The following is a 17,372-nucleotide window of genomic DNA, read 5'->3' on the forward strand; positions in this document are numbered from 1 at the left end:
GGGCAAGGGCGCGATGACGGACCGGGTGCGCGCCTGGCGCGACCACCTGCCGCACTACTTCCCGCTGCCTCACCCGTCCTGGCGCACCGGCGTCTGGGAAAAACGCAACCCCTGGTTCGTCACCGACGTGCTGCCGGCGCTGCGGGATGCAGTGGCGCGCGCCCTGGCGGAGTGAGGCGCTAGGGCTCGCGCCAGTTGGTGACCAATCGCTCCCAGATGAATTCCTGACGATCTTCGGACAGCGTCGGCGCCTGTTTTGCGCTCCATGCCAGATCCGGAGGATGACGCGACGGTCGGGGCAGACACAATCCCGGCTCGATCACCCCATCAGATGGAGCACGACCTCGCGCTGATGTGGCGCCGTCCGATGTTCCCACACATACACGCCCTGCCACGTTCCCAGCGCCAGTCGCCCGCCCACGAGCGGGATCGAAACCTGCGTCTGCGTCAGCGCCGCGCGGATATGCGCCGGCATATCGTCCGGCCCCTCGGTGTTGTGGCGATATCCGACATTCTCCGGCACCAGCCAGGCGAAGAAGGCCTCCAGATCGGCCCGGACGGTCGGGTCGGCATTTTCCTGCACCAGCAGCGAGGCCGAGGTATGGCGGATGAACACCGTCAGCAACCCGGTGGTCATGCCCTGCGCCGCAACCCACGCCTCGATCGGGGCGGAGATCGGGACGAGACCCTTGCCGGCGGTCGACACGATCAGGGTGTGCGTTTCTTGCCTCAAAACACGGCCACGCAAACGATACCGGCGATCATCAATGCTGCTCCGATCAGGCGGCCCAGCCCGGCCGCGTGTTGAGGGAAGCCTACCAGGCCGAAATGATCGAGCGCGATAGAGGCGATGATCGCCGCAATGACCGTGAGCCCGGTGAACAGCCCAGCCCCGAGTTGGCCCGGCGCGATCAGCATCGACATCACGTAGAGCGCGCTGATCACCCCGCCGGCCCAGGCCCACCACGGCACCTGCGCCATCTGCGCCGCCGGGAACGGGCCGGCCCAAACCAGCGCCCCGATCGCCAGGCAGCCGATCGAGATGAGGGAGAAGATGAGCGCTGGCCACCAGGGGCCGCCAAGGCTGTCGGTGAGCTTCGCATTCGCGCCCGATTCGACGGAGGTGAGCGCGCCGGCCGCGGCGACGAATAGATACAGGAGGGGTTTCACAGCCCGCCAACGCCCCCGCAAGGTGCGGGTTCTAGCGGCGGCCGAACATGGTTTCGATCTCCGCCCGGCTCAGCTTCAGCACCGTCGGGCGGCCGTGGGAGCAGGTGGCTGCGCGCGGCGTCGCTTCCATCTGGCGCAGCAGGGCGTTCATCTCCGCGGCGTTCAGCCGACGGCCGGCGCGCACGCTGCCATGGCAGGCCATGCGCGCGATGGCGGCGTCCAACAGCGTGTCCAACGCGGTGGCCTCACCATGCTCGGCCAACTCGTCGGCCAGGTCGCGCAGCAGGGGCGCCGGGTCGGGCGAGCCACCGGCCGACAGCACGGCCGGCATGGCCCGCACGAGCACCGCACCGGCGCCGAATGCCTCCAACTCCAACCCCAGGGACAGCAAAGTGGCGGCGTGCTGCACCAGATGCGCGACGGCGGCGGGGGGCATATCCACCACGGCGGGCAGTAACAAGGGCTGGCTGCGCACGCCGCCCTCGCGCACCTGCATAGCCAACGCCTCGTGCGTCAGGCGTTCATGGGCGGCATGTTGGTCGACCAGCACCAGGCTGCCATCACCAGCTACCGCGATGACGTAGGTATCCAGCACCTGGGCCACCGCAGCGCCCAGCGGATGTGGCGACGGTTCCGGCGGTGCAGACGGCGCGACGCGGGCCGACGGGGCGGCGGCAAAGGGCAGGGCCAGCTCGGCGAAGCCCTGGGCTGCCAGGGCCGGATGCGGCGGCGCGGGTTCCACCGGCACCAGGCGCAGCGGGGCGCGGCTGGGCAGCGAAGGGCGGAAGGTGGCGAATCGTGGCGCTGCCCCGGCGCCGGCCGACAAGGTGCGCCGCAGCGTGCCGATCACCAGCGCCCGCACGCCGTCCGCGTCGCGAAACCGCAACTCGGTCTTGGCGGGATGGACGTTCACGTCGACCTCCTCCGGCGGGATGGTGAGGTACAACGCCACCACCGCGTGCCGGCCGGCCGCGATCACGTCGCGATACGCCACGCGCACCGCGGTGCGCAACACCGGGTCGGTCACGGGTCGGCCGTTCACCACCAGGGATTGCCCGGCAGTCGTGGCGCGGCTGGCTGCCGGCCCGGCGGCATGCCCCGCCAGGGTCAACCCACTGCGCCCACCCTCGACCAGCAGCAACTCGCCAGCCGCCAACAACGCTGTCGCCCGCGCGCCGCGGTCCTGGACCGGCAGGTCGAACACCACCCGGCCATCGCTGACCAGGCGCATGGCGACATGCGGGGCGGCAAACGCCAGGCGGCGCACCGCGGCCTCGGCATGATCCGCCTCCACCCGGGCGGATTTGAGGAAGTTGCGCCGGGCGGGCGTGGCGAAGAACAGATCGGACACCAGCACCTGCGTGCCTACCGGCCCCGCGGCGGGTGCAACCGCATCGACCATGCCGCCCTCGACCCGGATCCGATGCGCGTTCGGCGCGCCATGCGGGCGGGATGTGATCTGCAACCGCGCCGCCGCCCCGATGGAGGGCAGCGCCTCCCCGCGGAAGCCGAGCGTATCGATGCGGATCAGATGGTCGTCGGCTAGTTTGGAGGTGCAATGCCGCTGCACCGCGAGCGCCAGCGCGTCGGGCGACATGCCGGCGCCGTCATCCGTCACCTCGATCCGGGCGATGCCGCCGCCATCCAGCACGACCGCGATGCGCCTGGCGCCGGAATCGATGGCGTTCTCGACCAATTCCTTGGCAACCGCAGCCGGCCGCTCGATCACCTCGCCAGCGGCGATCCGGTCCACCAGCGCATCCGGCAGGCGGCGCAGGACCCCGGCGATCGGCGTCAACTCAGGGACAGGGAGGGCGTACGACTCCATGTGAGGAGAATAGCGTGTTCGATGGCACCACAACAAACACCAGGGCAACAAACACCAAGGCAACACACATCAGGGCAACACACATCAGGATACGGCGCCGGCACAACCCGCCACGCCGCCGCGTGTGCCGCGCACCGGATTGCGCGGGTCGACGGTGTCGTCCCCCCAGGCGCCGAAGAAACTGGCATGGTCCGGCGCAAAACGGACGTATTCTTTGCCGACCCCGAAGCGGTCGTGCCAGGTGAAGGTGCCACTGCTGTCGTCATCCGGGACGAAATCGGTCAGCTCGCCGTTGAACGGCACGTCGTCCTCTATCCGGTAATGGCCGATCAGGTGGCCGTCCTTCAGTTCGAAGCTGGTGTGGTGGCACTGCATGCGCCCGGCATTGCGCACCATGCCGCCGTAATCCCCCACCACATCGGCCACCCAAGGCGGGTCTGCCGCCGGCTGCGCGATTGCCCGCTGCGCCGTCACCGGAAACGCGAACGCGACCAGCAGCGCCGGTAGCAGCAGGTGCCGCATCAGAAGATGGAGTCGAGAATGCCCTGCTGGCGGCGCTGGATGATCGGCGTATCACCCGTGCTCTGCGCCGCGCCCAATGCCGCGTTCTGGCGCAGTCGCTGGCTCTCGGCCTGTGGGTCCACCGGCGTGCCGGGCGGCGGCGCCGGCTTCCAGAACATCAACCGGTCGGCGAAGGACTGGCTCGGCGCGTCGAGTTGCGATTCCGAATCCACCTCGTTGCGAATGTCGCGCGGCGCGGCCGGCCCGGCGGCGCTCAACAACGCCTGCTGGCCGGGTGACGTGCCGGCCGGCGCGCCGCTCAGCGCCGTGGTCGGCGACAAGGCGGCCTCGGCCTGCTGCCGCTCCGACAATTCTTGCGGGCGGGACGCACCGGGGCGCGGCGGCCGCAGCGAGAAATCCGGCGGCATGGAGAGCGGCGCACGGGTCGTCACGGTGAATTCGTCCGGCGCATCCCGGGTCAACCCAATGGTGCGGGACAGATCGTCGCCACCGCAGCCGGACAGACCGATACTGGCGAGCACGACCAGCGCGGGCGCGTGACGTGTCAAGCGATAGATGTTGCTCATGCGCGGGTCATAGCTCCGCTGGCCCTGGCCCTGCAAGCCGCTCGTCAGCGCCGCGTGATTTCGGTCGCAAACCATCCAACACCAGAGCCGCAACGCCGCATACGATCGCGGCATCGGCCACGTTGAACACGTACCAGCTCCAGCTGCCGACGTGGAAATGGATGAAATCCACCACCGCGCCGAAGCGCAGCCGGTCCAACACGTTGCCGATCGCCCCGCCGGCAATGGCGCCCAGCGAGAACGCCACCAGCCGCGACTCCGCCCGGCGCAGCCACACCGCCAGCGCCACCACGATGGCGATGGCCACCGCCACCAGCAGCAGCGGGCCCCAGGCACCATCCGCCTTGAACAGGCCGAAGGTGACGCCCTGGTTCCACACCATCGTCAGGCTCAGCACCGGCAGCAGATCCACCCGGCCCAGCAACGGAAGCTGCAGCCCCTGCAGGATCCAGGTCTTGCTGCCCTGGTCGGCCACGAACACCAGCACCAGGGCCACCAGGCCAAGCGCCGTCAGGCGATTGCGCAGGGTCACGCCGCGTCGATTCTTGGCTGGCCGACCAGCCCGCTCTCCACCGCATCGGTGCAGCGCAGGCAGAGTGCCGGATGGGCCGGGTTGCTGCCGACCTCGGGCAGCACCTTCCAGCAGCGGGCGCATTTCTCGCCCGGTGCCTTGTCCACCGCCAAGGCCCCGCCCGGCACCACCTGGCTGACGATGGCGAACTCGCACCACGCCGGGTCATCGAGCAGGCTGCGCATGCTCTCCGGCAAGCTGACCACCGCCTGCAGCGAGGCCTTGATCGTGCCGTCGCGTCGCGCCGTTTCCAGCACGGTAGTCACCTCGCCGCGATGCTCGCGCAGCGTCGCGATGCGGGCAGCGAGCGCTGAGTCGTACCACTCGGCCGGGATTTCCGGCAGGGGCTGCAGGTGCACGCTGTCATCTTCGCCCGGGAACCGCGCACCCCAGGCCTCTTCCGCGGTGAACACCAGCACCGGCGCCAGCCAGATAGTCAGGCAGCGATGCACCGCATTCAGCACCGTCCGTGTCGCCCGGCGCTTCGCATCGTCCGGCCGGTCGCAGTACAGCGCATCCTTGCGCACGTCGAAGTAGAACGCGGACAGGTCGGCGGCGCAGAAGGCGTGCAGTTCCGGATATAGCCCGGTCCAATCATGCGTCTGCAGCGCACGGCGCAGGCGGCCGTCGATCTCGGACAGGCGATGCAGCACCCACCGCTCCAGTTCCGGCATCTCGGTCACCGGCACGCGCTCTGCCTCGGTGAACCCCTCCACCGCGCCCAGCAGCCAACGCAACGTGTTACGCAGGCGGCGATACAATTCGGCCTGCTGCTTCAGGATCTCCGGCCCGATGCGAAGATCCTCGGTCGTGTCGGAATTCATCACCCACAGCCGCAGGATGTCGGCGCCCAACTTGTCGGTCACCTGCTGCGGCGCGGTGACGTTGCCGAGCGACTTGCTCATCTTGCGCCCGGTCTCGTCCAGCACGAAGCCGTGGGTCAGCACTGCCTTGAACGGCGCCGCCCCGCGGGTGCCGATCGCCTCCAACAGGGACGATTGGAACCAGCCGCGATGCTGGTCCGAACCTTCTAAATACAAGTCCGCCGGCCAGGGCTTGCCCCGGTCCTCCAGCGCGAAGCCGTGGGTCGAGCCGCTCTCGAACCACACGTCGACGATATCCATCACCTGTTCGAAATTCTCAGGATCGCGGCCATCGCCCAGGAAGCGGCTCTTGGGGGAGCGATACCAGGCATCCGCCCCTTCGCTGGTGAACGCCTCCACCACGCGGGCAACGACCGCCGGGTCACGCAGCGGCTCGCCCGTGGTGCGGTCGACGAACACCGGGATCGGCACGCCCCAGGCGCGCTGCCGGCTGATGCACCAATCCGGGCGCCCCGCCACCATCGAGCCGATGCGGTTGCGGCCCTGCGGCGGGATGAACGGCGTAGCCTCGATCGCTTCCAGCGCGCGGGCGCGGATCTGTTCCGGCCCGTCCATGCGGATGAACCATTGCGGCGTGGCCCGATAGATCAGCGGCGCCTTGGAGCGCCAGGAATGCGGGTAGGAATGCACCAGCTTGCCGCGGCCGATCAGCCCGCCCGCCGCCTCGATCGCGGCACCGACGGGGGTGGCGGCCTTGAACACGTGCGTGCCGGCGAACATCGGCACGCCCGGCGTGTAGCGCCCATCCTCGCCCACCGTTTCCGGCACGGCGATGCCATGCGCGCGGCACAGCCCGAAATCCTCCTCGCCATGCGCCGGCGCCATGTGAACCAGGCCGGAACCCTGCTCGGTGGTGACGAAATCGCCCATCAGGATCGGCGCATCGTGGTCGTAGCCCTGGCCACGCAGCGGGTGCGCGCAGATCAGGCCGTCGAGGTCCGAGCCATGCACCACCTGCAGCACGTGATGCGTCGCGATGCCCAACTGGGTGCAAACGCTGCCGACCAGATCCAGCGCTACCAGGATGATCTCCCCCGGCTTGGCCAGCGAGCCCTCCGCCACGCTATCGACGCGGACCTGCGCGTAGTCGATCGCGGCCCCAGCGGCGAGCGCCCGGTTACCCGGCATGGTCCACGGCGTGGTCGTCCAGATCACCACGGACGTGCCTGCCAGCGAGCCGGTCAGGATCGGGAAGCGAACCCACACGGTATCGCTGGTGTGGTCGTGATATTCGATCTCCGCCTCGGCCAGCGCGGTCTTTTCCACCGTGGACCACATCACCGGGCGCAGGCCGCGATACAGCGAGCCGTTCAGCAGGAACTTGCCGATTTCGCCGGCGATCGCTGCCTCGGCCGGGAAGTCCATGGTGGCGTAACGGCCCGCCCAATCCCCAGTGACGCCCAGGCGCTGGAATTCTGCCGTCTGGATGTCCAGCCAGCCCTGGGAATAGGCACGGCACTCGGCGCGGAAATCCAACACCGGCACCGCATCCTTGTCGCGGCCCGTGCGGCGGTATTCTTCCTCGACCTTCCATTCGATCGGCAGGCCGTGCGTGTCCCAGCCCGGGATGAAGTCGGCATCGAACCCGGCCATGCGATGGGCCCGCATGATCACATCCTTCAGGATGCGGTTCAGCGCGTGGCCGATGTGCAGATTGCCGTTGGAATAGATCGGGCCGTCATGCAGCACGAAGGTTGGCTTGCCCGCGGCCATGGCCCGGGTGCGCTGCCACAGGCCCATCCGCTCCCACCGCGCCAAAATCTCCGGCTCGCGCTTCGGCAGATCGCCGCGCATCGGGAAGGAGGTCGTGGGGAGAAAGACAGTGTCGCGATAGTCGATCATATGGGGGATCCGGCAACAGGCGGCCAAAACGGTCGAACCCGACACCTAGCGCGCCAGACGCCCTCCGCGCCACCCCAGCCTGCGGGGATCAGGGGTGCAGCGCAGCAACCCGCAGTTAATTCGCCGCAACCACGTCCGAGCGGGCGGGTGGGCGCGGGGCGATGAAGCCGAACGTCGGATAGATCGTGGTGCCCAGCGCGTTCGATGGCTCCCACCATACGCGCACCGCCGTCCAGTCATTGCCGGGGGAGACATCGATCACGGGCTCGCTGCGGGCAATACGGCCATGCACCCAATTGGCCTGTGTCACGATGATCTCGCGCGCCGATTTTAGCCGGGAAACGACGGACACATGGCCCGAGGGCAGCCGGCCCGAGCGGCGGAACACCAGAACCTCACCGGGACCCGGCTCCGCCGTGCGCTGATATCGACCAGACGCACTATCCCACCAGGATGCCGCGTCGCCATAAAGCTGAATCCCGCTAACCTCGCGGGCGAAGGGAGCGCATTCCACATTGGCGGATCGAGAGCCCCCGGTCATTCCAGTGGGCGATCCACTGCCGGCGCAGGCGGACAGGCCTATCAGGGATACGAGGCAAGCAAGCCAGCCACGCGCACCCATTGATCGAACGCTCCCGATTTCGTGAACGGGAGCACCTTACACCGGACATCAACGCGGAGGAATAACGAATTGATGTCCGGTGGTTTCAGGCGAGACTTACTTCGCGGGCGCGGCCGGGGCAGGGGCGGCCGGAGCGGCGGCGGCCGGAGCGGCGGCGGCCTTCTTCTTCGCGGCGACATGGTGCATCGGCTTGGCGTGCATTGCGCCATGGCGGCCCATCATCGGCTTCCCCGGGGTGGCGAAGTCGGTGTACGGCACTGGGGCAGAGCCCGGGGCGCTGTTCAGCGACTGCGCGGCGGCCATGCCGGACGCGGTCGGGGCCGGGGCGGCGGCGGCCGGGGTAGCACCCGACATGCCGGGACGCGCACGACCACGCGCCGGGGTCGGGTGGGTGGTGACGGTTGCCGCGCCGCCGGTCGGATAGGCCATGTTGCCCGTGTCGCGGCCGGTCGGGGCAGCCGTCGTCACGCCGCCGGGGGAGGCGGGATAGGCCATGTTGCCGGTGTCGCGGGCGGTCGGGGCCGGAACCCGAACCTGGCCGGAGGGCAGCGAATCGGGGTAGGCCATCTGCCCGCCACCGCCGGTGGACTGCGCATGCGCCGCGGCGCCCACGACCAGCAGAGCGAAAGCGGGGACCAGCCCCTGGAAACGGAACGTCATATGAGTCACTCTCCTCGAGAAACCCCGGTTCAGGGGTGTTATGGTTACGGTAACAGCATCGTGCGATGCCGTCTTCAGCCCTGCAGCACAAAATTGCAGCTTACTTGCACGAAACAGCCGATTTTTGCGCCTCAGACGTAGGACCACCACACCCAGGCGATCGCCGTGCCGCCCAAAACGGCCAGGCTGAGGTCCCGGACCACCAGCATCAGCACCACCGTCGCGGCGCCGCCGATCCATTGCATCGGACCGCCGGCGAACAGCGCCGGGGCGACGTAGCTGACGAACAAGGCACCCGGTATGTAACCGAGCACGGTTCGCAGCGCCGGAGTGGGCCGGATATGGCTGAACAGCCAGTAGCCGCCATAGCGACAGGCAAACGTTGCCAGCGACATTCCGGCGATGGCCAACAGCGTGCTGCCGTTCATTCCACCACCAGCGCGGCTGGCGGCGCCGGTGGCCGCAAGCGTTCCTGCAACAACCCGGCCAGCGACCCGGCCAGCGCGCCCACCACCACATACCAGGTCCCCGGCAGCACCACCGACGTCACGATCGATGCGATCGCGGCGACGACCCGGGGCAAACCATCCATCCGCCCCCGCCACATCGGCACCAGCAGCGCGATGAACACCGCCAGGGCCGCGAAGAAGATCGGGTGATTGGGTGCCGGCGCGATGACGCCGCCCAACAGATGCCCCGCCAGCGTGGTGCCGACCCAAACGAACCAGGTCAGCAGACCGCTGCCGAACAGGAACCCGGCATCGCCCTCGCCACGGCGCATCGCCTCGACCGACAGTGCCCAGTTCTGGTCGGCCATCATGAACAGGCTCGCCATCAGCCGCCAGCCCTTCACGCGGTCCAGCCAGGGCGCCAGCACCGGCCCCATCAGCACCAGGCGCAGATTGACGATCAGCGCGGCCAGCGTCGCGGCCAGGATCGGCGCGGGCACCGCCCAATGTCCCAGGGCCAGCAATTGCGCCGACCCGGCGTAGCACAGGCCGCTCATCAGCCCCGCCTCGGTCAACGACAATCCGGCGCCCTGTGCCAGCAGGCCGACCACCAGGCCGAAGGGGGCCAACCCCGCCACCAGCGGCAACACGCGGCGCGCACCCAGGCGCATCGCCGCCCCCGAGAAGCCGATCATTGCCCCCGCCCCTGTGGCACGGTGTCGCATCGCTCACGTCCCCCCTTGCCGCCGTTATGCCCGGCGGGCCTCCAGCAGCAGGGTTTCGGCGTCCGCATGGGAAAGGTCTAGTACGCGCATCGCGATATCTGCCCCGAACCCGGCGCGGGCCAGCCGGGCCAGATCACGCTGGCGCTGCGCCGGGTCTGGCTCGTGCCGGAACGGGCCGATGCGACGGCGACCGATATAGAGGATGGCAGCGCTCAACTCGGCTTCCGGATCGTCGGGCAAGGCAGCCAATTCGGCCGGCACGCCCTTCGCCTGCAAATGCGCGGCAATGGCGCGACGCGATCGCCCGGCCCGGTGCAGGGCGCGTGCCCGCCCGGCCGCAAACGCCGCGTCATCCACCACGCCGATCCCGGCCAGCGCGGTTACGACGGTCCGCGCAGCCGCCTGGCAGACGGCGATCTGCTCGGGCGCCGCCTCCGCCGCGCGGGCCCACCGGTCGATCCGGCGGCCAAGCACCCGCAGCAACCCGGTCTGCGTGGTGCTGTAGCGGGCGAGATGGTTCAGCGCAGCATGGCGCAACGCGCTCTCGTCCGGGGGTGGACCTGGTGGTTTGGCGGGGGGGCGCATCGCCCGATGCTGCCACGCGCCGCGGCCGACCGGAACCCGCCGCAACCCTGTCATACGTTAGCTATCATAGCATTGGCGACATGGTTGGTCGTTAAGCGTTTGACTTCAGGCGCGTTGGCGCTTCATGCTCCCTGCTTCCCTCGCGACTGGCCACGAAGGTCGCGGTTGGCGCGTGGGGAGTCACTAGGTGAACCCTTCGACATGATCGCCGCTCTGATGCCCACCTACAACCGTGCCGACCTCGCTTTCGAGCGGGGCGAGGGCTGCTGGCTGTATACGGGCGACGGGCGACGATTCCTGGATTTCGGGGCAGGCATCGCAACCTCCTCGCTGGGGCATAACAACCCCCATCTCGTCGCCGCGATCGCCGAACAGGCGGGCAAGGTGATGCACGTCTCCAACCTGTATCGCGTGCCCGGCGCCGAGAAGCTGGCCGCGCGGTTGGTGGCGGCGACGTTCGCGGACAGCGTGTTCTTCTGCAACTCGGGCGCCGAGGCGAACGAGGGCATGGTCAAGATGATGCGCCGCGCCATGGCGGAAACCGGCCGGCCCGAACGCTTCCGGATCATCTGCTTCGACGGCGCGTTCCACGGGCGGACGCTGGCGATGCTGGCGGCCACCGGGAATGCGAAGTACCTGCAAGGCTTCGGCCCCACCGTCGAAGGCTTCGACCATGTTCCGTTCGAGAACATGAACGCGGTGCGCGACGCCATCGGGCCGAACACCGCCGGCATCCTGGTCGAGCCAGTGCAGGGCGAGGGCGGTGTTCGCCCGGCATCCCTGCGCTTCCTGCAGGAATTGCGCGCCACCTGCGACGAATACGGCCTGTTCCTGGGCCTCGACGAAGTGCAGTGCGGCATGGGGCGTACCGGCAAGCTGTTCGCCCATGAGTGGGCGGGTATCGAGCCAGATGTGATCTCCGCCGCAAAGGGCATTGCCGGCGGTTTCCCAATGGGGGCCGTCTTGGCGAGGGAGGCCGTGGCGCGCCACCTGGTGGCCGGCACGCATGGTACCACCTTCGGCGGCAACCCGCTGGCCTGCGCCGCCGCCAATGCAGTGCTGGACGTCGTGCTGGAACCAGGCTTCCTGGAGGGTGTCGATCGCCGCGGCCGCACGCTGTGGCGTGAGTTGGAGAAGGTCGTGCAGGACGAGCCTGAGGTGTTCTCCGACGTGCGTGGCGCCGGGTTGATCCTTGGCCTCAAGTGCAAGGTGCCGAATACCGAGGTGCAGAACGCGTTCACGGCCGAGGGGCTGTTGACAGTCGGGGCAGGTGACAACGTCGTGCGCCTGGTGCCACCGTTGGTCGTGACCGACGACGACATCGCAACCGCCGTGGAGATGGTGCGGCGTGGCGCGCGCCGTTGTCGGCCCTCCCTGTCTCAGGCGGCGGCAAAGTGAGCGGGGCGGTTCGCAAACTGCGACCGGAAGACGGCTTCGAGTTGGAATCCGGCGCGCCCCGTCATTTCTTGGAACTGAAGGATTTCGACCCGGCGGTGCTGCGCCAGATGCTGGACGTCTCCCGTGGCTACAAGCAGGCGGGGGTGCCGTCATCCCGGCCCCTCGCGGGACAGACACTGGCGATGATCTTCGAAAAGCCCTCCACCCGCACCCGCGTCTCGTTCGAGGTGGCGATGCGCGAACTGGGTGGCGACGTCATCATGCTGCAGGGCGCCGATACGCAACTGGGCCGGGGTGAGACGGTGGCGGATACGGCGCGGGTGCTATCCCGCTACGTCGATGCCATCATGTTGCGCACCGACGATGCCGCCAAGCTGGCGGAGATGGCGGCCTATGCCACCGTCCCCGTCATCAATGGGCTGACGAACAAGTCGCACCCCTGCCAGTTGATGGCGGATGTCATGACGTTCGAGGAGCATCGCGGCCTCATCGCCGGGCAGTCGATCGCGTGGGTGGGTGACGGCAACAACGTCGCCTGCTCGTGGATCGAGGCGGCGGTGCGGTTCGGGTTCGAACTGCGCATCGCCTGCCCGGCGGAACTGCAGCCGCCGGCCGATCTGGTGGCCTGGGCGCGGGCGCAAGGTGCCACGATCACGGTTGGCGACGATCCCATGGCTGCGGTCGATGGTGTCCGATGCGTGGTGACCGACACCTGGATCAGCATGTCCGACGACCCCGCCAGCAACCGGCACAACATGCTGGCACCCTTCCAGGTCGATGCAAGGTTGATGCGCCAGGCAGCACCGGACGCGCTGTTCATGCACTGCCTTCCCGCCCATCGCGGGGAAGAAGTGACGGCGGAGGTCATCGATGGCCCACAATCCGTCGTGTTCGACGGCGCGGAAAACCGGCTGCATGCACAGAAGGGCGTCTTGGCCTGGGCCCTGGGCGCACTGCGTTGAGCCGATCGTCCGCAACCGAAGAAACGCCGTCCACCCCTGGCTGGGTGGACGGCAGTATTCGCGAGATCTTCGCACCATACGGCCAATCCGTAGAAGCGGCGCGCGACATGTATGCCGAGTGCCTGGCCGGCGTGCGTGGTGCAGTGGATATGGATCTGGGCCATGACCGCTGTCGCCAGACCCTGTTGGGCGCAGTGGCGAAGATGATCGAGGACCCAACAGAACTCGATCACGCACTACAGGCGCTCGAGGCAAAGATTTCCGAAGAAGCCTAGCGCGGCCCTCCCAGATGGGAAGACCGCGACGCGGTTAGCTCAGCTTGACGGTGCCGTGGCCGCCGGGGTTCGGCGATTCACCCGTCAGCGCAGCCTTCACATAGCCGTAGGCGTGCAGCATGGTGGACGAGGGCGCGTCCCAGTATTCCGCCTGCTGCACGGTCACCTTCAGCAGGGCAATCTCCGGATCGGCCTTGCCTTTTGGAAACCAAACTTTCAGCGATTCTGTCCAATGGTCCTCGACCGCTTTCGCATCGCGCACCAGGGCGGCGGTGCCGGAGACGGAGACGTAGTCCTGCTTGCCCGGGTGCGCGAAAGCGAGATTCACCCGCTGCTCGGACTGCACCTCGGTCACCTTGTGGGAGTCGGCGCGGGTGAAGAACCACAGCGTCCCATCGAACTCCTTCTGCGACATCGCCATCGGGCGGCTGCGAAGATGGCCGCCATCCTCGGTGACCATCATCGCCACCTCGACGGACTTGATCAGGTCCCACAGCTTGGCGGTGTTGTTGGTTTCAGTCATCGCTCGTTCTCCAACGTCAGGCCAAGGCAACGAGAATGTGGCGGTGATGGTTCCGCATGCCGTGTGACGGTGCCCGGTGGTTTTGCGCGGGATCACACCCTATCTTGCGACAATGAGCGCCATGCCAGCCTTCCTCGACGGCACCCGACCGGATGTGCCCGATATCGTCGTGCCTCGCGGCATCACCCCGTTTTACCTACCTGGACGGCCGGTTCGCGGGCGGCTGGTCCGGCTGGGCGCGTTGGCCGATGCGTTGCTGAGCCGGCACGACAATCACCCGATCGTCACCAGTTTGTCCGGCCAGGCGTTGGCCCTGGCCGCCGCATTGGCGGCGGCGCTGAAGTTCCAGGGATCGTTCAGCCTGCAGGCGAAGGGCGACGGCGCAGTCACGATGCTGCTGGCGGATTGCACCCAGGATGGCGCGCTGCGGGGCTATGCCCGGGCCGATGCCGACAAACTAGCCGCGGTGCTGGAAAAGACCGAAACTCCCACGGCCGCGACGCTGCTGGGCCGCGGTTATCTGGCCTTCACCGTGGACCAGGGCGACGACATGGATCGGCACCAGGGCATCGTCGCGATCGAGGGCCGCACACTCGCCGACATGGCGCTGCATTATTTCGACACCAGCGAGCAATTGCAGTGTGCCGTGCGCCTGGCGTGCGCCAAGACCGACACCGGGTGGCGCGCGTCTGCGCTGATCCTGGAACGGGTGGCGGCCGAGGGCGGCATCGACCTCAGCGAAGAACCCGATGGCGACGAGGCCTGGCGTGCAGCGACGATCCTCGCCTCGACAGTGACGGATGAGGAGTTGCTGGACGATGACCTGCCGTCCGAGCAACTGATCTGGCGGCTGTTCAGTGCCGAAGGCGTAGCGGCGGATCGGCCCCGGGCATTGGCCTATGGCTGCCGCTGCTCCCGCTCGCGCCTGGCGGGCATCCTGGAAGGGTTCGGCGCGGAGGATCTGGATGACATGGCAACCCAAGGCGACATCGTCATGACGTGCGAATTCTGCAATTTGGATTTCCGCTTCGGGCGCGATGAGGTAGGCGGGGCTGGCGTCACCGATTGACGGGTCCGCCCTGCGTGGCAGGGTGCCGCTGGTTCCGAAATCCAAGGAGATAGTATGCTCGCCCGCCGATCCGTCCTGCTGCTGCCGCTCATTGCTGCTGCCTGTGGCAGTGACGACGTTCCCCGGAGCTTCCCGCTGCCGAGCTACAGGTATCTGACGCCCATCCGGCTGAACGTGGCCGCCGTGGAAGTCGATGACCGCACCACCCCAGCCGGCGGCAGCTCGGTCGAAGGCCTGTCCCCCGTGAGGCCCAGCGATGCGCTGAAGCAGATGGCAAATGACCGGCTGGTTGCGGGCGGAAGCGCTGGGCGCGCGGTATTCGTCATCGACCAGGCGAGCCTTCGCCGGGTCGGCGGCGGGATCGAGGGGACGATGGCGGTTCATCTGGACGTATTCGCCGGGCCGGGTGGCGAGCGCGCCGGGTTCGCCGAGGCCCGGGTTGCCCGGCGCCGCACCAGCACCGATACCGACGAGGATTCCCGCGCGGTGCTGTACGATTTCACCATGCAGATGATGACCGACATGAACGTGGAATTCGAATTTCAGGTGAAGCGGTCGCTGCGGGATTGGACCCAGGCCACGGCCGGCAGCGCCCCGCCGCCGCCGCCGGTGCAAACCGAGGATTTGTCGGCACCGACCAACCTGGCGCCCGCGCGTCCGGGAACGCCCGTTCTGCGGCGGTAATTTCCGTTTCAGCTTCCCAGTTTGGCGACCTGCTGCAGCACATCACCCTCGCTCAGGATCTGCGGCAGCACCACAGGGTCCCGCCCCGGGGGGTAGAAGACATAGAGCGGCACGCCGTCGCGATCATGCTCGCGCAGGAAGTTGGAGATGGTGGGGTCCTGCTTGGTCCAGTCGCCCTTCAGGTAGGCGACCTTGGCGTGATCGAACGCAGCGCGGACGGCGGTGGGCGACAATGCGATACGCTCGTTCACCAGGCAGGACAGGCACCACGCTGCCGTCATGTTCACGAACACCGGCCGGCCCTCGCCCTGGAGTTGGGCCAGGCGGGCAGGGGTGAATGGCTCGCTGGTTTCTGGCCCGGGCGTTGTGCCGATGGTGAGCAGGGCAAGGGTGGCAAGCCCCGCAGCACTCGCGACCCCGTAGGCGACGGGACGGGACCGGCCGCTGCTGGATTGGGCGGTACCCAGCATCCACGCGGTGAACCCGACCCCCACCAGCCCGGCGCCAGCGATGAGCACGCCGGTCGGGCCGGTTTGTTGGCTGACCACCCACACCAGCCAGACGGCAGCGCCATACATTGGGAAGGCGAGGGCCTGGCGCAGCGTCGTCATCCACCGCCCCGGCCGCGGCAGCAATCCGGCAAGCCGCGGCGCGGCCGCCATGCTGGCATAGGGGAGTGCCAGGCCAAGGCCCATGACTGCGAACACCAGCAACGCGGTTGCGGGCGGCGCGGCGAGCGCCCCGGCCAAAGCCGCCCCCATGAAGGACGCCGTGCAGGGCGTCGCCACCACGACGGCGAGCAACCCTGTGAAAAAGCTGCCTGCGTGCCCACGCCGGGCGGCGAGCGCCTGGCCCGTGCCGGTGACGCCCTCGCCGATCGAGAACACGCCCGACATGTTGAGGCCGGTGGCGCAAAGCACCCAGGCAACCAGCGTGACGAAAAGCGGGGACTGGAACTGGAAGCCCCAGCCCACCGCTTGCCCGGCACCCCGTAGCGCGATGAGCACGGCGCCGAGGGCAGCAAAGGCCGCCACGACGCCGACGGTGTAGCTCCCTGCCTCCAGCCGAACGGTGCGCCGATCGGCCGCGGATAGCCGGGCGAGGGCCATCGCCTTCATGGCCAAAACCGGGAAGACGCAGGGCATGAGATTGAGAAGCAGCCCGCCGCCGAGTGCGGCCAACAGCAGGAACATCAAGGGTTGTGGCGGTGTCGCAGCCGGGATCGAGCCTTGCGCGGCAGATATCGCGAATGGCTTGGTAACGCCCGACCCGGTGGTGAGGATGACGACGCCCGTGAGAGGTGCGTGAGGGTCGAACGTTGTGCCGAGGGCAAGATGCAGCAGGAGATCTTGATCCCTGGCAATCGGTGTTTGCGACCCAACGCCCTCGGTCTGGCCATCGCCCCCGGGGAAGAATTGCGCGGACGTGACACCCTGCGGCAGACCGGGGCCGGACAGCCGTAAAATGCCGCCATCTGTGGAGACGGTCGCGTGAAACGTCGGCGAGACTGGGGTTCGCGCGGCGGCGGCGGTAAAGAGTGGTGCCTCGGCCGAGGGGCTGAGTGTTCCAGCGGGCAGAGCTAGTTTGAAGTCGCCCTGCTCCGGCACGCAGATGTCCCGGCATACCAGCCAGGTGGCGTGGGCTGTCAGTGTTACGGGCGCGCTGGCTGCGGTAAAGGTGACGGGCAGCAGCAGGTCGCCAGTGTAGGCAAACGTGGTTAGCGGTCCCTCGGCGACCCGGATCGGTACCGGCCATTCGATCGGCGAGACCTTTGCACCCGGCGGCAGATCGAAGGTGAGATCGGCCGCAACCCCAGCATCGCCGGGGTTCTGCCAGTAGGTATGCCAGCCGGGGGCAAGTTGCAGACGGAGGGCGGCCTTGAACTGCCCGCCTGCCTGGATCGCGTCGGTGTTGGTAACGAGCGTGGCTACCGCCCTGCTGGACGTGACCGGCGCCGATTCTAAAGCATGGCCGGCCGCCGGAATGCCCAGGGCGAGTAGCCCGGCGGCCGCTAGTCGCGCGCCGAACTTTTTCAAT

General features: G+C 68.1%; 19 protein-coding genes and 1 pseudogene. 6 read left to right on the forward strand and 14 right to left on the reverse strand.

Annotated features, from left to right (window positions below; translation table 11 throughout):
- Positions 1 to 175 (forward strand): annotated as a pseudogene (locus tag GSQ76_RS31555) (uracil-DNA glycosylase family protein); the annotation flags it as partial.
- Between the two features lie 144 nt (positions 176 to 319).
- Here GSQ76_RS31555 and GSQ76_RS01510 read toward each other — a convergent pair.
- From GSQ76_RS01510 to GSQ76_RS01565, 12 genes are all read right to left on the reverse strand, one after another.
- Positions 320 to 733 (reverse strand): secondary thiamine-phosphate synthase enzyme YjbQ, encoded by a 414-nt coding sequence (locus GSQ76_RS01510; protein WP_158742151.1) that lies wholly within the window; start codon positions 731 to 733, stop codon positions 320 to 322.
- Positions 730 to 1,170 (reverse strand): DMT family transporter, encoded by a 441-nt coding sequence (locus GSQ76_RS01515; RefSeq protein WP_158742152.1) that lies wholly within the window; start codon positions 1,168 to 1,170, stop codon positions 730 to 732. The genes GSQ76_RS01510 and GSQ76_RS01515 overlap by 4 nt, the downstream gene beginning before the upstream one ends.
- 31 nt (positions 1,171 to 1,201) lie before the next feature.
- On the reverse strand, positions 1,202 to 2,998 hold the full coding sequence (mutL, locus tag GSQ76_RS01520) for a DNA mismatch repair endonuclease MutL (RefSeq protein WP_158742153.1): 1,797 nt from the start codon (positions 2,996 to 2,998) through the stop codon (positions 1,202 to 1,204).
- Between the two features lie 84 nt (positions 2,999 to 3,082).
- Positions 3,083 to 3,520, reverse strand: a complete 438-nt coding sequence (locus GSQ76_RS01525) for a hypothetical protein (protein WP_158742154.1) — start codon at positions 3,518 to 3,520, stop codon at positions 3,083 to 3,085.
- A complete protein-coding gene (locus GSQ76_RS01530) occupies positions 3,520 to 4,086 on the reverse strand; it encodes a DUF3035 domain-containing protein (protein WP_158742155.1) in 567 nt (188 codons plus the stop codon). The genes GSQ76_RS01525 and GSQ76_RS01530 overlap by 1 nt, the downstream gene beginning before the upstream one ends.
- Positions 4,087 to 4,093: 7 nt before the next feature.
- On the reverse strand, positions 4,094 to 4,618 hold the full coding sequence (gene lspA, locus GSQ76_RS01535; protein ID WP_174247271.1) for a signal peptidase II: 525 nt from the start codon (positions 4,616 to 4,618) through the stop codon (positions 4,094 to 4,096).
- Positions 4,615 to 7,383 carry an isoleucine--tRNA ligase gene (gene ileS, locus GSQ76_RS01540; RefSeq protein ID WP_158742157.1) on the reverse strand — a complete coding sequence of 923 codons (2,769 nt, stop codon included), beginning with the start codon at positions 7,381 to 7,383 and terminating at the stop codon, positions 4,615 to 4,617. The genes lspA and ileS overlap by 4 nt, the downstream gene beginning before the upstream one ends.
- A gap of 115 nt (positions 7,384 to 7,498) precedes the next feature.
- Positions 7,499 to 7,924 (reverse strand): CHAP domain-containing protein, encoded by a 426-nt coding sequence (locus tag GSQ76_RS01545; RefSeq protein ID WP_254070183.1) that lies wholly within the window; start codon positions 7,922 to 7,924, stop codon positions 7,499 to 7,501.
- Positions 7,925 to 8,101: 177 nt separating this feature from the next.
- A complete protein-coding gene (locus tag GSQ76_RS01550; protein ID WP_158742159.1) occupies positions 8,102 to 8,665 on the reverse strand; it encodes a hypothetical protein in 564 nt (187 codons plus the stop codon).
- Between the two features lie 131 nt (positions 8,666 to 8,796).
- Positions 8,797 to 9,093, reverse strand: a complete 297-nt coding sequence (locus tag GSQ76_RS01555; RefSeq protein ID WP_158742160.1) for an AzlD family protein — start codon at positions 9,091 to 9,093, stop codon at positions 8,797 to 8,799.
- Positions 9,090 to 9,839, reverse strand: coding sequence for an AzlC family ABC transporter permease (locus GSQ76_RS01560; protein ID WP_254070184.1), 750 nt, complete (start codon positions 9,837 to 9,839; stop codon positions 9,090 to 9,092). Before GSQ76_RS01560 ends, GSQ76_RS01555 begins: the two co-directional genes overlap by 4 nt.
- Before the next feature lie 24 nt (positions 9,840 to 9,863).
- Positions 9,864 to 10,424 carry a regulatory protein RecX gene (locus GSQ76_RS01565; RefSeq protein ID WP_158742161.1) on the reverse strand — a complete coding sequence of 187 codons (561 nt, stop codon included), beginning with the start codon at positions 10,422 to 10,424 and terminating at the stop codon, positions 9,864 to 9,866.
- 201 nt (positions 10,425 to 10,625) lie between these two features.
- On the opposite strand from GSQ76_RS01565, the gene GSQ76_RS01570 reads away from it, so the two are divergent.
- Genes GSQ76_RS01570 through GSQ76_RS01580 form a run of 3 tightly spaced genes read left to right on the forward strand, consistent with a single transcriptional unit; the run spans position 10,626 to position 13,059 of the window.
- Positions 10,626 to 11,822, forward strand: a complete 1,197-nt coding sequence (locus GSQ76_RS01570) for an aspartate aminotransferase family protein (protein ID WP_158742162.1) — start codon at positions 10,626 to 10,628, stop codon at positions 11,820 to 11,822.
- On the forward strand, positions 11,819 to 12,784 hold the full coding sequence (gene argF, locus GSQ76_RS01575) for an ornithine carbamoyltransferase (protein ID WP_256366950.1): 966 nt from the start codon (positions 11,819 to 11,821) through the stop codon (positions 12,782 to 12,784). The genes GSQ76_RS01570 and argF overlap by 4 nt, the downstream gene beginning before the upstream one ends.
- Positions 12,781 to 13,059 (forward strand): hypothetical protein, encoded by a 279-nt coding sequence (locus tag GSQ76_RS01580; protein ID WP_158742163.1) that lies wholly within the window; start codon positions 12,781 to 12,783, stop codon positions 13,057 to 13,059. Before argF ends, GSQ76_RS01580 begins: the two co-directional genes overlap by 4 nt.
- A 34-nt stretch (positions 13,060 to 13,093) precedes the next feature.
- Here GSQ76_RS01580 and GSQ76_RS01585 read toward each other — a convergent pair whose 3' ends face one another.
- Positions 13,094 to 13,582, reverse strand: coding sequence for a pyridoxamine 5'-phosphate oxidase family protein (locus tag GSQ76_RS01585; RefSeq protein WP_158742164.1), 489 nt, complete (start codon positions 13,580 to 13,582; stop codon positions 13,094 to 13,096).
- A gap of 112 nt (positions 13,583 to 13,694) precedes the next feature.
- On the opposite strand from GSQ76_RS01585, the gene GSQ76_RS01590 reads away from it, so the two are divergent.
- Together GSQ76_RS01590 and GSQ76_RS01595 are read left to right on the forward strand one after the other, a co-directional pair.
- Positions 13,695 to 14,651, forward strand: coding sequence for an Hsp33 family molecular chaperone HslO (locus GSQ76_RS01590; protein ID WP_158742165.1), 957 nt, complete (start codon positions 13,695 to 13,697; stop codon positions 14,649 to 14,651).
- 54 nt (positions 14,652 to 14,705) lie between these two features.
- The gene (locus GSQ76_RS01595) at positions 14,706 to 15,335 is read left to right on the forward strand and encodes a hypothetical protein (RefSeq protein ID WP_158742166.1); all 630 of its coding nucleotides are present in this window, start codon (positions 14,706 to 14,708) and stop codon (positions 15,333 to 15,335) included.
- An 8-nt stretch (positions 15,336 to 15,343) separates the two neighbouring features.
- On the opposite strand, the gene GSQ76_RS01600 is transcribed toward GSQ76_RS01595, so the two are convergent.
- Positions 15,344 to 17,371 carry a protein-disulfide reductase DsbD gene (locus tag GSQ76_RS01600; protein ID WP_254070185.1) on the reverse strand — a complete coding sequence of 676 codons (2,028 nt, stop codon included), beginning with the start codon at positions 17,369 to 17,371 and terminating at the stop codon, positions 15,344 to 15,346.
- Between the last annotated feature and the right edge of the window lies 1 nt (position 17,372).

It is taken from the genome of Acidisphaera sp. L21, from assembly GCF_009765685.1.
Taxonomy (GTDB): Bacteria; Pseudomonadota; Alphaproteobacteria; order Acetobacterales; family Acetobacteraceae; genus LMUY01.